We start from the raw sequence: 16889 nt of genomic DNA on the forward strand, positions 1-16889 counted from the left end.
CTGCCAAAGGCAGCGCTTGCACTTTTCTCTTCTATTGTGTGAAAATTCATGTATAACGAAAGGATGAGTGCAATGATTCAGATTCGCGAACTGGAAGTCAGGGAACTACATAAAGCAGCCGAGTGGCTGTATCAGATGAACGGCCAGGACCGGCATTATGTGGCCTGGATGGCTTCTGAAAAAAATGAAATCTTCGAGCAGATCTGGACGTTAACCCAGTTCACTGAACCCCTGGCCTATGTCGCCTGGGAAGGTTCGGAGATTGTAGGGTTCTTAGGCATCGTTCCGTTTTTTGAGCAGAAATTCTGCCGCCTTCTCGGACCTTTTGCCATCAAAGAAGAGCCCGATGTCATTGAACGTTTATGGGATAAAGCCTCCTTAACGGCCCAGCTTCATTTTGACGCGGTTAAAGTGGCCTGCTACGGAGCGAATGAAGAGTTGAAGCATTTTGCAGAAAAGCATGCGTTCGAACTTTACAATGTCGAGAAAACGCTGGCCCTTTTTCAGGCGCATTACCAGGCTCCGAAGCCCGGGAAGACCCCGTCGATTTTTCAGATTCATGAAGAGGATAAAGAAAGACTGGATCGTCTCCATCCAGATGCGGCTTACTATACAACAGGAGAAATGATCGGTCTTTCCAAACAGCCGGGGAATTATATCTGGGGATATGAAGAGGAAGGAGAACTTACCGGCTACCTTTATTTTGAAACCATTGCCGAAGGAGAAGAAGGAGAAATCTGCTTTGTAAATGTCCACCCTTCCCATCAAAGCAGCGGCATCGGAACAGATTTAATGGAACATGCTCTTCAGTATGCGTTTTATGCCCTTGACCTTCAGGCCGTGACCATCTCTGTAAGATCTATGAACGCCAAGGCCGAGCAGTTGTACAAGGATATCGGTTTTCAGGAATTACATGAGATCCACGCCTATCAGAAACTATTTACGCCGACACCGCCTGCGCCGCTGCATTAATAGAAAGGAGGCCTTCCATGGAAATCATCAAAAAAACCCTGAGCAGAATCGGAGATGACAGTGAGGTTCAGAAACAGACCGCGGTCAGCGGTGGAGACATTAACCAGGCTTTTTATGTACAGACACAGAGCCAGGAATACTTTATGAAAACAAATGCAGGTGTCCCTTCTCACTTTTTCCAGGTAGAGGCCGAGGGACTACAGGCAATTCAACAGACAGGGACCATCCGTGTCCCGGAGGTCTATCATTATGATCAGCCTGAAGACGGTGAGTCTGCTGCGCTGCTTATGGAATGGATCCATTCCGGAAGCATGAACGATCATGCATCGCTCGGCAGTCAGCTCGCGCACATGCACAGCCATACGAATGCATCTTATGGATACGGCACTCCGACGTTTGTCGGCCAGCTCGATCAACCGAATACATGGGCCCCTTCCTGGGTGGACTACTACCGCACCTGCCGGCTGGGAGCACAGCTTGATATCGGTATATCCAAAAACCGTCTGACCTCCAAAAGACGCTCACGCCTGGAAGCCTTGATGAACAAACTCGATCAATACCTTCCCGCCCACCCTAAAGCCTCTCTGCTCCACGGCGATTTATGGGCCGGCAATTACATGATGGATGAACAGGGACGGCCGGTATTGATTGATCCTTCCATTCTATATGGCGACCATGCTTTCGAGCTGGCATTTACAGAAGTCTTCGGCGGCTTTCCTTCTGATTTTTACGAGCATTATCAGGAGGTCCTTCCCCTTCCGGTCCATTATGAGGAAACCAAAGCTCTATACCAGCTGTTTTATCTGCTGGCCCACCTCAATATGTTCGGAGAAAGTTACGGGCCACCCGTAGACCGTATTCTCAAACACTATACAGGCTGAGACTCAGGAATAGGCTCTTCCCTTTCCTGAGTCTGATATTTCCAACAGGTCCACCGGATAGGGTTGAAAATAACTCTGCTGCTTCAAATACCCGCTTTGAAAACGGGCTGTCCAGGAGCGCAGTACACTGATCACAGCACTTAACGGAACTTTTTCTTCCTTATATTGTTGAAGAAGATCAGCAAAACTCTGTTTTTCTTCACTCGTCAGCTGCTTTTTAAAGTAGCCGGCGATGTGCTGGCAGACATTTATGTGAGCACTCGCTTTTGCAGGCTCCTGCATCAGTTCATGCAGATAGCCTTCGTAGGCGTCCAGCACCTCACCAATGTCGTGATGGGCATGATTGGCGGTAGTCTGTCCCATTTTCTTCAACAGGCCTGGGTGGTAGGCCATGAACAAATATTTATGACGGGCGTGGAACTGCTGCAGCGCCTTCATCCGTCTTTCCTTTTTCATCTCCCGGAAGGAAGCCAGCGTAAACAGTTTCGTCAAAAAATGATGGCGCAGCGTGAAATTCTTCAACCGCCCTTCCTCTTCCACAGCCAGACCGCTGTGACGCTGGAGTACTTCTGAAGCAAACAATCCGGATGTCTTTCCCGTCACCTGGGAGTTCTCTGCACTGTGATACACCTTCACATCGTGCATGCCGCACGTAGGAGAACGGTTCTTTAAAAGAAATCCGTCCACTTCACCAAGATGATCGAGAAAGGATTTGGAAAAACCAGTCATTTTTTCAGTAAGATCCTCCCCTGTCTTCGGCTGAACGAGACGTCTTTCCGTTCCATCCACGATACGGATTACATCCCTCGGCACCCCCAGTCCTATCTCCACTTCCGGACAGACAGGGATGAACTCTACATGAGCTTTCATACGTTCTACCGCTTTATCTGGTATAACCGCCCCGTTATACCGGACCTCTGCAAATTCAAGGCACCGGCTCACGACGACTTTCGGCTTGGCAAATTCCTGCATTCCCTTCCCCCATTTCCAGTTTTCAACGTATACAAAGGGTTCCCCGTTGGCTTTCTGTGATAAACCCCGGGGGCTGTGATTCTCTACAAATTTCCTATTGGTTTTTGCCGGTAATCGTTATAGAATAAATAATGCTGTATATTTATTCTGAGATGTTTATAAATAAAACAAACGAGTCAGGAGAGATTTTGGATGAAAGCGAAAGATTTTAAAACTTCTTCGCATCTGCGTTTTATCATACCGTCTTTAATTGGTATTTTCTTATTCATGTTCCCCATCATTGGTGATGACGGAGCCGTCACCATTCCGATTGCTGTATTGGCAGGAGAAGTAGAGGAACGACTTGCCGGCTCCCTGTCTTTAATCATGACCATCATTATTACGATTACGGCGATTGCCACTGTATCCGCTAAGCTGCTGGGATCGGATGGATCCAAATCTCCGTTTTTCCATTCCTTATTTAATGTACCCGCGGTATGGGTCGTTACCCGTGTGCTGGGGATGATTTTTGCCATTATGGTTTACTTCCAGATTGGACCGGAGGCAGTCATTTCCGCAAATACAGGCGGGCTGCTGCTGGATTCCCTGCTGCACGTCCTGTTTGCCGTCTTTTTATTTGCAGGACTGTTCCTTCCACTGCTGCTGAATTACGGGCTGTTGGAATTGTTCGGCGTGATCCTTACGAAAATCATGCGCCCGCTTTTCCGTCTGCCGGGGCGTTCTTCCATCGATTCCCTCGCCTCCTGGCTTGGTGACGGGACGATCGGGGTCCTGTTGACGAGTAAGCAGTATGAAGAAGGATACTACACGAAAAGAGAAGCAGCGGTGATCGGAACCACGTTCTCCATCGTTTCTATCACCTTCAGTCTTGTCGTGATCCAGGAAGTCGGACTCGGTCATATGTTTGTGCCGTTTTACCTCACTGTGGCCCTTGCCGGGTTTGTCGCAGCATTAATTATGCCGCGGATTCCACCGTTGTCCAGAAAGCCGGACACTTATGTGACGGATGAAGCCGAAGGACAGAGCGAAGATATCCCTGAAGACCACAATGTGTTTACCTACGGATATACAAGAGCCGTTGAGCGCGGAAGCAAGTCCATTGGACCCGGGGGCTTTATGAAGCAGGGAGCTCAAAACATCCTTGATATGTGGATGGGAGTGGCTCCGATCGTTATGGCTCTGGGAACCATCGCTCTGATCATTGCGGAATTCACGCCTTTCTTCACATGGATCGGTATGCCGTTCATTCCGCTTCTTGAGCTGATGCAGGTGCCTTACGCAGCGGAAGCCTCTGAAACCATTCTTGTAGGTTTTGCGGACATGTTCCTGCCTGCTATTATTGGTGCGTCCATTGAGAGCGAGATGACACGATTCATCATTGCCGCCCTTTCTGTGACGCAGTTGATTTACATGTCGGAAGTCGGTGGACTGCTTCTTGGTTCCAAAGTTCCGGTTAACCTGAAAGACCTGTTCATCATCTTCCTTGAACGTACCATTATTACACTTCCAGTCATTACACTGGTTGCTCATCTTCTATTTTAAAGGCATGAAAAAGACCGCCGGGCCCAGGGCTCAGCGGTCTTTTAATTGTTCCAGTACCTTTTGGGCGGTTTCGAGACTGGACGAAGGATTTTGACCAGTCACAAATGGAAAGTCGACCACGACGTGGCTTTCATCCGGCTCTCCTCTCTTGAATTCCGCTCCTTCTTCTATCAACCGATCCTCCAGTGAAAAAGGTACATGTCCCTCCAAGCCAGTCAGCGTTTCCTCTTCATTTGAAAACCCTGTCAGCTTTTTACCATTTACGAAGGGCTGCTGGTTGTGATCCGTCACACCAACAAAGCCCGCCGGCCCGTGGCAGACAGAAGCGATCACCTTTCCTTCCGTAAGAAAATGGCGGAGCAGCTCGGCAAGCTGGTCATTTTCAGGAAAATCAACCATGGTCCCGTGTCCGCCGCATAAAAAGATGGCGGCATACGATGTAGGATCCACTTCCCCCAGCGCCACCGTCCGGCTGATCGGTTCCATTACCCCGTCCCACACCTCAGGAAGCTGATTGCTGTAACTGTTTTCGTCAATGGGCGGACGCCCTCCAAGTGGACTGGCAGCGGTCACCTCATATCCGGCTTCCCCAAACTCCACCGAAGGCTCCACAAACTCAGACAGCCACAAACCCGTTTCATGCCCATTCATACGGGCAGCATTCGTCACAATCATCAAGATTTTTTTAGACATACAAAAACCCCCTTGCGAATCTCTTCCGTATTATTCACAAGGAGGATGGGATTTATTTATGATTGAAGCGTCGAATCTTTATCAAAGGTCCGCTGCCACCAGCGTTTGATCAGCTGGATGCGCCCTTCGATGAAAGGCTGGGTCAGCGTGCGGATCAGGCTGCTTGATAACAGGTAGACGATGGCTGCTGAGATGATGGCCAGTCCGATGACGTCAAACAGGTTATCGACTTTGAACAAGTCGGCCTGACGGAAGAACTGGATGAAAAAGCCGTGCAGCAGGTACACATACAAGGTTTTCCCACCAAGATACGTGATCTTGTACTGGGTATTTGGAATCCAGGAAAGCACACTGACGACCATAATGCCGGCAAGAGCATACACAGCCAGCCGGAACAATCCTCCCATTTCCGGACTGCCGAGAACTTCATAGGATTTGGATCCGAGCAGCCAGCCGGAGTTGATTTCAGGGAGTACGGCAATCACACCCGCTGCAGCAGCCATAATGACCATGCTGATTTCCCGGACACGCCGTGTTCTCCACTTATGCACATGCTCCTTCGTCAGCCAGTAGCCGGCCAGGAAAAACGGGAAGAAAACGAATGTGCGGGACAAACTGAAGTGATGGCCGATATCCGCAAAATATCCGACGAGCACACCGATCTGCACAGCGATGGCGACGCCGAGCATCGGAGGGATTTTCTTAAACCAGTACAACAGAATGTGCCAGCAGAACAAACTGAACAGGAACCATAACGACCAGTGCGGATAAAAGATTCCGTCAAATCCTTCTCCCTTCCCGATGAAGAAGTAATACCCGGTATAGACGAGCTGAAAAATCAAGTAAGGCAGAATCAGTTTTTTAGCCAGCTGAATCAGATAATCTTTCTCCCCCGATCCTTTAGCAAAGAACCCGGCAAGGAAAATGAACGCCGGCATATGAAACGTATATATCCACGTATAAAGGGTGTACATCGGTTTGGAACCATCCGTAAACGGCTGGATCATATGACCGAAAACGACGAGGAAGATAAGAACAACTTTGGCATTATCAAAAAAAGCATCACGCTTCATGGGATCACCCTTCTTCGATTCAAGATAATCTATTCTACTTCATATGTACCACAATCCATTCACATTGTAGACAGGTTTTTGAAGATTTAAATCCTCTGTAATGATAATGTAATTGAGAAGATACAATGTAATGGTTTCATGAATAAAGACACCCTGGATCAGGGTGTCCCTCAGCTTGTAGAGAAACCTTTTTTTCTTTCTTACCGCCAGGAGCGTAAGGGCACCGCTCCTTGGGAATTCTTTAAAATCGAAAAGACTCTTCACCCAGCTCACTCTTGCTCGATGGAGGACAATCTTTTCATATCCCGGGAGGCAGCCGTCATCAGCGTCTGTGCTTTCCCTTTTTCTTTTCCGCGCAAGCGGCAACAGCGCACTTTTGAATCGGCGAACCTGCTTCTTGCACAGTCTCTTTCCTATCTATTCTAACGTCGGCACGAGGAGCTTATCGGTGGTGGTGCCCGCGGCATTCATCCACCGATAAGCGGAAAGTGACCCTTCACACGAAAAATGGACAGCTCGAACTAGTTAACACAGGCTGTTTCTACAGCCAAAAAGACACTCTGGATCAGGGTGTCTCTTCGGTCTCCTCAAAATCCACGGCCCACATGCCGTTTCGGAAGATGGGTTCGTAGAGGCCTTCCTTCGTTTCACCATCAATATTCAATTCGCCCGATCCCATCATGAAGTCTTCATGGACGAGACTGTCATTCACTCCGTGTGACTCCATCTGCTCCTTGTTGAAGGACGATCCACCTTTAATATTCGTCGGATACGCTTTTCCTAAAGCTAAATGGCAGGACGCATTTTCATCATATAAGGTATTGAAGAAAATATGGCCGGACTGCGAAACAGGGGATGCGTGCGGTACGAGGGCGACTTCTCCAAGCCGGGCAGAGCCGTTATCCGATTCAATCAGATGCTTTAGCGTCTCCTCTCCGGACTCCGCCGCATAGTCCACCACTTTTCCATCCTTGAAGGTTAAGGTGAAGTTCTCGATCAGATTCCCGGCATAACTCAACGGCTTCGTGCTGGACACTTTCCCGTCCACTCCGTACTTGTGAGGCATAGTAAAGACTTCCTCGGTTGGGATATTGGGGTTGAACGGCCGTCCTTTCTCTGATTCAGCCGCTCCTCCGTGCCAGATGTGATCGGAAACAAGTTCAATCGTCAGCTTCGTTCCCGGTCCGGAATAATGGAGTTTTTTATACTGCTTCTGATTCAGATATTCCCTTGCCCGGCGAAGCGCTGCATTGTGCTCCTCCCATGCCTGAACGGGATCTTCCATGTCCACCCGTGTAATTCTGAAAATCTCCTGCCACAACTTTTCCTGCGCTTCTTCCGGAGAAGCATCCGGAAATACCTTCTGCGCCCAGGCTTTCTGCGGATAGGCAACAATGGTCCAGGTCGTCTTATCATTCATCAAATAATCCCTGTATCCGGAAAGAGCCTCGCCACTCGCTTTCGTGGCCGCCGCCACCCGTTCCTGATCTACATTCTTCAATAAATCCGGGTCCGGGCCGTAAATGGTTAACAGCCCATACCCGTCCGCCACCATTTCTTCAAGACCTTCCGCTTTCCATTTAGGAAAATCCTTGAGGACGTCCATCGGGGCATGCTTCATTTTCATATAGCTGAGCATTTCGTCGTTCCATTCGACATGAACGTTTTTCGCCCCCATCCCGTAGGCCTTTGCGGTTACGATCCGGACGAAATCGGCAGCTTCAATAGGCGCGTTGATAATCAGACCCTGCCTGCGCTGCAGGTTTACACCGTTTTTTAAAGCCAGATCTGCATACTTCTCTAAATCATTTCGCTTTATTGTCATGGTTACCCCTCTTTTTATGTTTTGTCTTTAAAAACTTCAATCGCCCGCTTCCGCATTTTTTTATGGTCCACCACGGGCTCCGGATAATCTTCGCCGATCAGGCATCCTGCTTTTTCCTGTTCGTTCTCCGTCATCTTTGAAGGTTCATGGATGTACTTCTTACTTACATCTTCAAGTTCCGGCACCCATTCCTTGATAAACCGGCCGTGAGGATCAAAGCGCTCGGACTGCCTCACTGGATTAAACACGCGGAAATAAGGGACGGGGTCCGTTCCTGTAGAAGCTGCCCACTGCCAGCCGCCGATATTCGAGGCAGGGTCATAGTCCACCAGCCTCTCAGAAAAATAGCGTTCCCCTTCCCGCCAGTCCATCAATAAATCCTTTGTCAGGAAAGACGCAACTGCCATGCGGAGCCGGTTATGCATCCACCCGGTTTCATTCAATTGTCTCATCGCTGCATCAATCAACGGAAAACCAGTCTGCCCCTTCTTCCATTTTTCCAGAAGATCCTCATCATTATTCCATGGAATGCCCCGGTATTTCTCGACAAGCTCTTTGTCGTCCGATTCAGGGTAGAAATAATAAATCATGTTGTAGAAATCCCGCCAGGCAAGCTCGGAAATGTACGTTTCCACTCCGGATGTATCCTTTTTGAAGTTCACTTCGTCCTGAATTCTATGATACAGCGTCCGAATGGAAACTGCGCCGGTACGCAGATATCTGGACATCAAACTCGTCCCATCGACGGCCGGGAAATCACGCTCCTCATCATAATCATAAATGGCCGCATCCAGAAACAGACGGAACCTTTCCTCTGCCGCTTCTTCTCCGACGCCGGGGAAATCGGCTTCCGTTTTTTCCACCAGCGTCTGATACGCGTTTTCTCCCTTTTTGAACGAAGAACGCTCATCCAGGGCCGCTTTTTTCAGTTTCTTGTGGTTCACCCGCTGAATGCCGGGTTTCTGCTGCTGCTTCCATTTCTTTAAGTATGGAGAAAACACTTTATAATGGCCGCCATCCTGCTTCTTGATTTCTTCGGCTCCATGAAGGTGATGATCCATGTAATGAAAGACGTCTACATCCATCGAGTCCAGGTACTCCACCATATGGTCATCCCGCTTCTTACCAAAGCCCGTTTCATCCCGGTTAAAATAAACCATATCCACGGACAGATCCTCTACGAAGGACTGAAAGGCTTCTTCGATATCCCCTTCTATAAAATGAACGGGCGCTTCCATATCTTCGGCACGGGAAACAAGGTCCTGCAGCGTTTGAAAATAATAATCATGCCTCATCGTAAAGGACTTGTTCAAATCCGGGTGGATGTGAAAAACCAAGACGAGACTGTCTTCTTCCTTTGTATGTTCAACAGCTTTAGCCAGTGCTGTATGATCATTCAACCGCAAATCTTTTCTAAACCAGACGGCTCTTGTTGTCATCGCCGTTCCCCCTTTCCCTTTAACCTTCCTTTTTCCTACTTCGCTTAAACCAGAACCAAAGGCAGGGCCTGGCATTCGAGGAAACCCAGTAAAACCGAGCGCTCTGCCTTTTCCGCTTATCGAGAATTCCCGTGTTGTCCAGCTCCTCCAGAAGCAAAGGACCACTCCCTCCCGAAGACGAACGACCATGCATCCTCATTGAACATACACGTCAGGGTTCCGGCAGCTCCGCCCTCCACCAACGTTTTCTGCACCCTGCCGCTCTCAATTCTTTGATATATAAAAAAAGGGGATTTCTGATAAACAGAAATCCCCTTTTTTCAAAAGCTTGAAGGTTCACGCGCACCTACGTCTCCGGATTATTTGAACGCGTTCATCAATGTTGCCATTTCAATGGCTGCTGTGGCTGCCTCCCAGCCTTTATTACCAGCTTTTGTACCCGCGCGCTCGATCGCCTGTTCGATCGTGTCTGTGGTAATGACGCCAAAGATTACTGGAATACCACTCTTCTGGGAAGCCTGGGAAACTCCCTTGGCTGCTTCGCCGCAGACATAGTCGAAGTGCGGCGTGGATCCGCGGATCACGGCGCCCAATGTGATGACAGCATCGTACTTCCCTGTTTCCGCCATTTTCTGAGCCGCCAGCGGAATCTCAAAAGCTCCGGGCACGTAGGCAGCCTCTACATCATTCAAATCGACTCCGTGGCGCTTGAGAGCATCTACGGCTCCTTCATATAGCTTACTTGTAATAAAGTCGTTGAACCTTCCTGTTACAATCCCAATTTTCAGTCCTGTTCCTACAAGATTTCCTTCAAATGTTTTAACCATATGTCTCTCCCTTTCTAGTAGTGAAATAAGTGTCCCATCTTGGACTGCTTCGTTTTCAAATAACTCTCATTTTCCTTGCGGGAAGGCATCTGGATCGCCACCCGCTCCACAACTTCAAGCCCAAAACCTCCAAGTCCGGAGATTTTTTTCGGATTATTCGTCAGCAGGCGGAGTTTGGTTACACCCAGATCCTTCAGAATTTGGGCACCAACGCCGTAGTCTCTCAAATCAGGCCCGAAGCCGAGTTTTTCGTTCGCCTCCACCGTGTCATAGCCTTCTTCCTGCAGCTTATAGGCTTTCAACTTATTCATTAAACCGATGCCGCGTCCTTCCTGTCTCATATACAACAGCACACCACTGCCGTTTTCGGAGATCTGCCGGAGGGCGTTATGCAGCTGCGGGCCGCAGTCACAGCGGTAGGAGCCGAACACATCCCCTGTCAGACATTCAGAATGCACCCGGACAAGAGTAGGTTCATCAGGGTTGATCTCTCCTTTCACAAGAGCGATATGATCTTTAAAATCAATATCGTTGTTGAAGCCTACCGCTCGAAATTCTCCGTATTCCGTCGGCATATTTACTTCGATTTCCCTCGACACATGATTTTCCTTTTCATGGCGGTAGGCAATCAAATCCGCAATAGTGATCATCGGAATATCAAACGCCTCTGCCATTTCCTTCAAATCAGGTACACGTGCCATCGTTCCATCATCTTTAATGATTTCACAAATCACGCCTGCCGGCTGGGCTCCCGCAAGACGCGCCAGATCAACAGCGGCTTCTGTGTGGCCGGCTCTGCGCAGCACCCCGCCTTCCTTGGCAATCAGCGGAAAAATATGCCCCGGACGCTGAAAATCAGCAGCGGTACTTTCCGGGTTCAGCATTTCTCTGATCGTCAGGGCTCTTTCGTCGGCTGAAATCCCTGTCGTTGTCTCTTTATGGTCCACGCTCACCGTAAATGCTGTCTGGTTGGGATCTGAATTATCCTGGACCATCGGCATCAGCTCGAGCGCCTCAGCTTTTTCATCCGTAACCGGGGCACAGACAAGACCACGCCCATGCTTGATCATAAAGTTGATCATCTCGGTGGAAGCGTACTCTGCAATCCCGATCAGATCCCCCTCGTTTTCCCTGTCTTCATCATCACAAACGATGACAAGTTTTCCCTGCTTCAATACATCAATCGCTTTTTCAATGGAATCAAACATATTCTTCCCCCTCTTCACGCAAATCCGTTGTCCGCCAGCATCTGCTTGGAGATGGCTGTGCGCGGATGCTCTTGATTCTGCCCATTTAGAAAATGAGCGACATATTTCCCAATCATGTCACATTCAATATTGACTTTATCTCCCGGCTCTTTCCGGCCCAGCACTGTATGTTCCATCGTGTGCGGGATCAAGGAAATGGTGACACGATCTTCTTCTACTCCGAATACAGTCAGGGAAGTCCCATCAACAGCTATCGAGCCTTTATAGACAAAATAAGGGATTAAATCGGACGGCAGCTGAATGGCGTAATAAACCGCATTGGACTCCTGCCTTTTCGAAACAATCTCTCCCGTACCATCGATATGTCCGGATACAAGGTGGCCGCCGAACCGCCCATCTGCCGCCATGGCGCGTTCGAGATTCACAGCGCTGCCCTGTTTCAATTCATGGATGTTGGTGGCGCGGTACGTTTCCGGCATCACATCAAAGGATGCAGTATCCTTCGTATAATCTGTGACGGTCAGACAGACACCGTTAATGGAAATGCTGTCGCCCATCTTTATATCTTCCAGAATTTTGGATGCAGCAATTTTAATTTCCAAGGCTTCTGTTTTACTTTTAACGGATTGGAGCGTTCCTATTTCCTCCACAATTCCTGTAAACATTAACATTCCCCTTTTCTTATCGAAACAATTTTAATATCTTCTCCAAGCTTTTCGGTCGAAGCAAATTCAAAAGATTTCACCTGTTTCAACTGTTGGATGCCGCGGCCGGCAACCGGGGTCAGTGCTTCTTTTCCACCGATCAATTTGGGAGCTATATACGTAATCGTCTCATTGACCTTCCCTGATCTGACAAAGGCGTCGGCAATGGTCGCCCCGCCTTCAACAAGAAGTGAGGTCACTTGATGCTCCCCTAAATAACGAAGAACATCCGTAATATCAATGGTACGTCCAAGTGGAAGGACGCGGACATGTGCATACTCTTCCAGAAGCAGACGCTTTTCATCAGAGATATCCGATGACGTGAAAATCCACGTCGGGGATTCATCATTTTGTATCAGCATCGAGGCAGGCGGAATCCGAAGGTGTGTATCGAGTACGATCCGGATCGGGTGCTTACCGCCTCCCGGAATTCGTGTCGTCAGCGTCGGATTATCCATCATGACTGTATTGATCCCCACAAGGATGGCATCAGACTGATGGCGGTAGCGGTGTCCATCCTGTCTCGCCTCTTCCCCCGTAATCCATTGACTCTCTCCACTGGAGGTCGCGATCTTCCCGTCGAGGCTCATCGCTGACTTCAAGCGGACGTAGGGTTCACCCGTCTGGATGTAGTGAAAAAACGCGCGGTTGACTTCATCCGCCTCGTCTTTCAACACACCCGTCCGGACCTCCAGCCCTTGTCGTTTCATCATTTCAATGCCCCGGCCGGACACTTTTGGGTTCGGATCCGATGAAGCCGTAACCACCCGCCGGATTCCTGCCTTTGCGACAGCCTCGGCGCAGGGAGGTGTACGTCCGTGGTGACTGCACGGTTCAAGGGTGACGTAGATCTCCGCCCCTGCTGCTTTTTCCCCCGCCATACGGAGGGCATGAACTTCGGCATGAGGTTCCCCTGCCTTCACATGCACCCCCATCCCGACGACTTGGTTATCTTTAACAACAATGGCAGCTACTGAAGGATTGGGACTCGTCTGACCGACCGTTTCCCTGGCCATCTGTACAGCCACAGCCATGTACTGCTCATCACGCTCCATCTTCATCACCTGCTCTTTTCCATAAAAATAACCCTGAAGAAGACATACTTCCCCAGGGTCTTTGACGTATATTTTTCTGCGTACAGCAAATAAAGGGTACACGTGTTGTGTAAACGGTACCTATACGTTTCCATTACCTTCTCCCATCCAGACTCTAACTGTCGGCTTTGGAATTCCACCAAATCAGGGAGAACCGTGCATAACACTGATTCTCCGTCGCGGGCTGAGAGCTTATGCTCATAACCGCCGGCTGGGACTTTCACCCGACCCCGAAGGTATCCGTATTCAGTTGAATTACTTTAAATATATATCAAATCGACGGACGCCGCAATCCTAAAGGTTCAAAGAAGGCCTATTCATCCAGTGTGCTCACCAAACCAATGGATACCCACACAACCGGCCATACGGAAACTGCTATTTTCATGGACCTCCTATTGTAAAGAAGAAGAAAATCAGATAGTATAGAAATTATAAGGAAAACGTTTGCATAACAGGATATACTTCCAGACTTTCAGATCTGAATTTTTTAATCAACAAGCTGTCTATTCACTCATTTACACCAAGAAAACGTTTGCATAAATGAATGATTTTCATAATGAAAGAGGGGCTGTATATGGAACGGGTATGGTGGAAGGAAGCAGTAGGATACCAAGTGTACCCCAGGAGCTTCCAGGATTCAAACGGGGATGGAATCGGCGATCTGCAGGGAATGATCAGCCGCCTGGACTATTTGAAAGATATGGGCATTGATTTCATCTGGATTTGTCCGATGTATAAATCCCCGAAGGACGATAACGGCTATGACATTTCTGATTATCAGGATATCCTTGATGAATTCGGAACGATGGAGGATTTCGATGAGCTGCTCCAGGAAGTCCATAAGCGTGGGATGAAGCTGATCATCGATCTCGTCCTCAACCATACGAGTGATGAGCATCCGTGGTTCATAGAATCCCGTAAGTCCAAGGACAATCCTAAGCGGGACTGGTATATCTGGCGCGATGGCAGAGGCGGTCGTGAACCGAACAACTGGGAAAGTATTTTCGAAGGGTCTGCCTGGGAATATGATAAGAAAACAGGTCAATATTACCTTCATGTGTTTTCCAGAAAGCAGCCGGATTTGAACTGGGAGAACGAAGACGTCCGGGAAGCTTTATACAATACGGTCAATTGGTGGCTGGACAAAGGGATCGACGGGTTCCGTATTGATGCCATCAGCCATATCAAGAAGCGGCCGGGCTTTCCCGATATGCCGAACCCGAAAAAGGAAAAGTACGTGTCCTCTTTTGATATGCATATGAATCAAAAAGGCATCCACACCCACCTTCAGGAATTCAAGGACCGGACCTACGCCAACTATGATGTGATGACCGTGGGAGAAGCGAACGGGGTGAGTGCCGATGAGGCGGACCAATGGGTGGGCGACAACGGCAAAATGGATATGATTTTTCAATTCGAGCACCTCGACCTCTGGGACCAGGATGCCGAACAGCAGCTGGATGTCAAAGGCTTGAAAAAAGTGCTGACCCGGTGGCAGAAAGCCCTTGAAGGAGACGGCTGGAACGCATTGTTTGTAGAAAACCATGACAAAGCCCGTGTGGTCTCCACGTGGGGGGATGATCAGGTCTACTGGCGCGAAAGTGCGACATCTATTGCGACGATGTACTTCTTTATGCAGGGGACGCCTTACATTTATCAAGGGCAGGAAATCGGCATGACGAATATGCCCTTCCCTTCCATCGAGGATTACGATGATGTGGCTGCGAAAAACTTATACCAGACGAAAAAAGCAAAAGGCATGGCTCATGACGACATCATGGAAATCCTCTGGAACACGTCCCGGGACAACAGCCGCACACCGATGCAGTGGAGCCGTGAAGCACAGGCAGGCTTCACAACAGGAAAACCGTGGATGAAAATCAATCCGAACTATACATCCATCAATGTGGCTGATCAGGAACAGGACGCTCATTCCATTTTGAACTACTACAAAAAAATGATTGCCTTGAAAAAAGAGCAGGAAGTGTTCACGTACGGTACTTATGATCTTCTGCTTCCTGAGGATGAGCAGGTTTATGCCTACACAAGGACATTGAACGATCAACAGGCGGTCGTGATTGCCAATTTGACTGATCAAACAGCTTTCTTTGAGACAGAGGATCCGCTCAGTTCCAGTCAGATGGTTTTATCCAATACCATTGTAACCTTCCACAATAACGTATCAAGCTTTCCCTTGAAGCCTTACGAGGCCCGTGTTTATCTCATGGAGAAAGGACTATAAAGGATTACCTGCTCAACTGTGCTCAAAACAAACGCTGATAATGATCAGGTAACCATAAAAAACGGTCGGTATGACAGCTCATACCGACCGTTTTTTCAGTTAGGAAGCGACGGTTACATCCGCAACCAGTTCCAATGCTACGTTTCCTTCGATCGCTCTTGAAATCATGCAGGTCTTCTCTGCCTTTTCCACAAGGCGGTGCAGCTTCTTCAGATCCGTTTCTCCTGCCTCCTGCTTCAGCACGACACGGGGACGGTGGATGATTTTTTTGTAGGTGAAGACTCCGTCCGTTACATCGACTTGGCCCTCAGAAGTCATATCCATTTCCTGAAGCGGCAGGTCCGCTCTTTCAATCATAGCGGCCAGCGTAATGATGTAACAGGTAGCCGCTGCCCCCAGCAGCATTTCATCCGGGTTTGTTCCTACATCCGGTCCATCCATTTCTTTCGGGATGGAAATTTCCGTTTTTAATTTGTCTGACTCAATCCGGCCGACTTCATTCCGGCCGCCCGGCCAGTCTGCTTTTAAGTGAAAATGGTGTAATGCCACAGCAGAACAACCTCCTTCGTCTTTTTTCATCGCAATGAACGGATACGTGCCTCCATTCGTTTTCTGATCAAAACGGTGTGTTTCCTTAAAACCGGCACGACGGTACACCTCGACAGCCCTCTCATTGAAGGCAGCCACACTCAGTGTAAAAACACGGGCACCACAGCGGCGCTCTGCGAAATCCAAACCAGCGGCCACAAAGGAAGCACCCCTCCCCTGCCCTGTTAAATCGGGACGGAGCCCAAGCCCTACATCCACGGTTTCTTCAGAAGTCGGATGAATCGTGAAGAAACCGATCAACATGCCGGCTTTGTAGGCGCTGTACGTGTGCGCACTTCTCCTGTGAGGATCGATAAACGCTTCATAGTCTTCTTCATCGGCGGTCATATCATAAAAATCATACGGGGGTGGATAGTGCCATGCCGCTATTTCCTCGGCTTCCTGCTGGGTCATCCGGCAGAATGTGACCACCATTATGATTGCTGGGCGTCCTGGTCTTTTTTGAACCGGTCCATTTTCATATGGAGCTGCTCCACCATATGATGGACACGCTGAAAATCTTCCGGATCAAGATCGTCTGGATCCATGCTGGAAACAACCTGATGCAGCATATCGATCCGGTTTTTAACGTAGCGGAACTGATCGGACGTATTGTCTACAGCTTTCCCCACTATACATCCCCCCTTTTCTCCATTCTACCGCTCTTTTCATCTTCCATAAACCGAACCGCACCGGCTCCGGAAGAAACGGACACAAGTTTTTTATTCTCCGGGAAATCAGCCGAAAATCTGTCCATTAAAAGTAACGTGAAAACCCGTACCGGTGATTTCAATGTCTGATCACTGTACGGGTCTTCACTTTTACAAAA

16 protein-coding genes, 1 pseudogene and 1 riboswitch are annotated in these 16889 nt (G+C 48.9%); of the genes and pseudogenes, 4 read left to right on the forward strand and 13 right to left on the reverse strand.

Annotation, left to right across the window (positions count from 1 at the left end):
* Window positions 1–72: 72 nt before the first annotated feature.
* Both GLV97_RS02240 and GLV97_RS02245 read left to right on the forward strand, forming a co-directional pair.
* The gene (locus GLV97_RS02240) at window positions 73–972 is read left to right on the forward strand and encodes a GNAT family N-acetyltransferase (protein ID WP_202410545.1); all 900 of its coding nucleotides are present in this window, start codon (window positions 73–75) and stop codon (window positions 970–972) included.
* 17 nt (window positions 973–989) lie between these two features.
* On the forward strand, window positions 990–1853 hold the full coding sequence (locus GLV97_RS02245) for a fructosamine kinase family protein (RefSeq protein WP_160836902.1): 864 nt from the start codon (window positions 990–992) through the stop codon (window positions 1851–1853).
* Window positions 1854–1856: 3 nt separating this feature from the next.
* On the opposite strand, the gene GLV97_RS02250 is transcribed toward GLV97_RS02245, so the two are convergent.
* Complete coding sequence (locus GLV97_RS02250; RefSeq protein ID WP_160888886.1) at window positions 1857–2825, reverse strand: YbgA family protein; 969 nt, start codon at window positions 2823–2825, stop codon at window positions 1857–1859.
* Between the two features lie 192 nt (window positions 2826–3017).
* Here GLV97_RS02250 and GLV97_RS02255 point away from each other — a divergent pair, with 192 nt between their 5' ends.
* Complete coding sequence (locus GLV97_RS02255) at window positions 3018–4367, forward strand: YjiH family protein (protein WP_160836906.1); 1350 nt, start codon at window positions 3018–3020, stop codon at window positions 4365–4367.
* 30 nt (window positions 4368–4397) lie between these two features.
* Here GLV97_RS02255 and GLV97_RS02260 read toward each other — a convergent pair whose 3' ends face one another.
* The 9 genes from GLV97_RS02260 to ribD form a co-directional block, all read right to left on the reverse strand.
* Window positions 4398–5060, reverse strand: coding sequence for a type 1 glutamine amidotransferase domain-containing protein (locus GLV97_RS02260; RefSeq protein WP_160836908.1), 663 nt, complete (start codon window positions 5058–5060; stop codon window positions 4398–4400).
* 56 nt (window positions 5061–5116) lie between these two features.
* Window positions 5117–6133, reverse strand: a complete 1017-nt coding sequence (locus GLV97_RS02265) for an acyltransferase family protein (protein ID WP_160836910.1) — start codon at window positions 6131–6133, stop codon at window positions 5117–5119.
* A gap of 39 nt (window positions 6134–6172) precedes the next feature.
* Window positions 6173–6397: a hypothetical protein gene (locus GLV97_RS02270; protein ID WP_160888887.1), complete on the reverse strand. Its 225-nt coding sequence runs from the start codon at window positions 6395–6397 to the stop codon at window positions 6173–6175.
* Window positions 6398–6698: 301 nt separating this feature from the next.
* The gene (locus GLV97_RS02275; RefSeq protein ID WP_160888888.1) at window positions 6699–7958 is read right to left on the reverse strand and encodes an aminopeptidase; all 1260 of its coding nucleotides are present in this window, start codon (window positions 7956–7958) and stop codon (window positions 6699–6701) included.
* Window positions 7959–7972: 14 nt separating this feature from the next.
* The gene (locus GLV97_RS02280; protein WP_160888889.1) at window positions 7973–9397 is read right to left on the reverse strand and encodes a cryptochrome/photolyase family protein; all 1425 of its coding nucleotides are present in this window, start codon (window positions 9395–9397) and stop codon (window positions 7973–7975) included.
* 359 nt (window positions 9398–9756) lie between these two features.
* Complete coding sequence (gene ribE / locus GLV97_RS02285) at window positions 9757–10224, reverse strand: 6,7-dimethyl-8-ribityllumazine synthase (protein ID WP_160836916.1); 468 nt, start codon at window positions 10222–10224, stop codon at window positions 9757–9759.
* Between the two features lie 14 nt (window positions 10225–10238).
* Window positions 10239–11432, reverse strand: coding sequence for a bifunctional 3,4-dihydroxy-2-butanone-4-phosphate synthase/GTP cyclohydrolase II (locus tag GLV97_RS02290; RefSeq protein ID WP_160836918.1), 1194 nt, complete (start codon window positions 11430–11432; stop codon window positions 10239–10241).
* A 14-nt stretch (window positions 11433–11446) separates the two neighbouring features.
* Complete coding sequence (ribE, locus tag GLV97_RS02295; RefSeq protein ID WP_160836920.1) at window positions 11447–12097, reverse strand: riboflavin synthase; 651 nt, start codon at window positions 12095–12097, stop codon at window positions 11447–11449.
* Complete coding sequence (gene ribD, locus GLV97_RS02300) at window positions 12097–13191, reverse strand: bifunctional diaminohydroxyphosphoribosylaminopyrimidine deaminase/5-amino-6-(5-phosphoribosylamino)uracil reductase RibD (RefSeq protein ID WP_160889061.1); 1095 nt, start codon at window positions 13189–13191, stop codon at window positions 12097–12099. Before ribD ends, ribE (GLV97_RS02295) begins: the two co-directional genes overlap by 1 nt.
* Window positions 13192–13322: 131 nt before the next feature.
* Window positions 13323–13472, reverse strand: a riboswitch (FMN riboswitch).
* A 332-nt stretch (window positions 13473–13804) separates the two neighbouring features.
* Here ribD and GLV97_RS02305 point away from each other — a divergent pair.
* On the forward strand, window positions 13805–15472 hold the full coding sequence (locus GLV97_RS02305) for a glycoside hydrolase family 13 protein (RefSeq protein ID WP_160836923.1): 1668 nt from the start codon (window positions 13805–13807) through the stop codon (window positions 15470–15472).
* A 99-nt stretch (window positions 15473–15571) separates the two neighbouring features.
* Here GLV97_RS02305 and GLV97_RS19910 read toward each other — a convergent pair whose 3' ends face one another.
* The 3 genes and pseudogenes from GLV97_RS19910 to GLV97_RS02315 form a co-directional block, all read right to left on the reverse strand.
* The gene (locus GLV97_RS19910; RefSeq protein WP_337194074.1) at window positions 15572–16021 is read right to left on the reverse strand and encodes an OsmC family protein; all 450 of its coding nucleotides are present in this window, start codon (window positions 16019–16021) and stop codon (window positions 15572–15574) included.
* Window positions 16022–16117: 96 nt separating this feature from the next.
* Window positions 16118–16495, reverse strand: a pseudogene (locus GLV97_RS19915) (GNAT family N-acetyltransferase); the annotation flags it as partial.
* Window positions 16495–16692 (reverse strand): SE1561 family protein, encoded by a 198-nt coding sequence (locus tag GLV97_RS02315; RefSeq protein ID WP_160836927.1) that lies wholly within the window; start codon window positions 16690–16692, stop codon window positions 16495–16497. The pseudogene GLV97_RS19915 and the gene GLV97_RS02315, both read right to left, overlap by 1 nt.
* Window positions 16693–16889 lie beyond the last annotated feature (197 nt).

This window comes from Halobacillus litoralis (assembly GCF_009856355.1).
In the GTDB taxonomy this organism is placed as follows: domain Bacteria; phylum Bacillota; class Bacilli; order Bacillales; family Halobacillaceae; genus Halobacillus; species Halobacillus litoralis_B.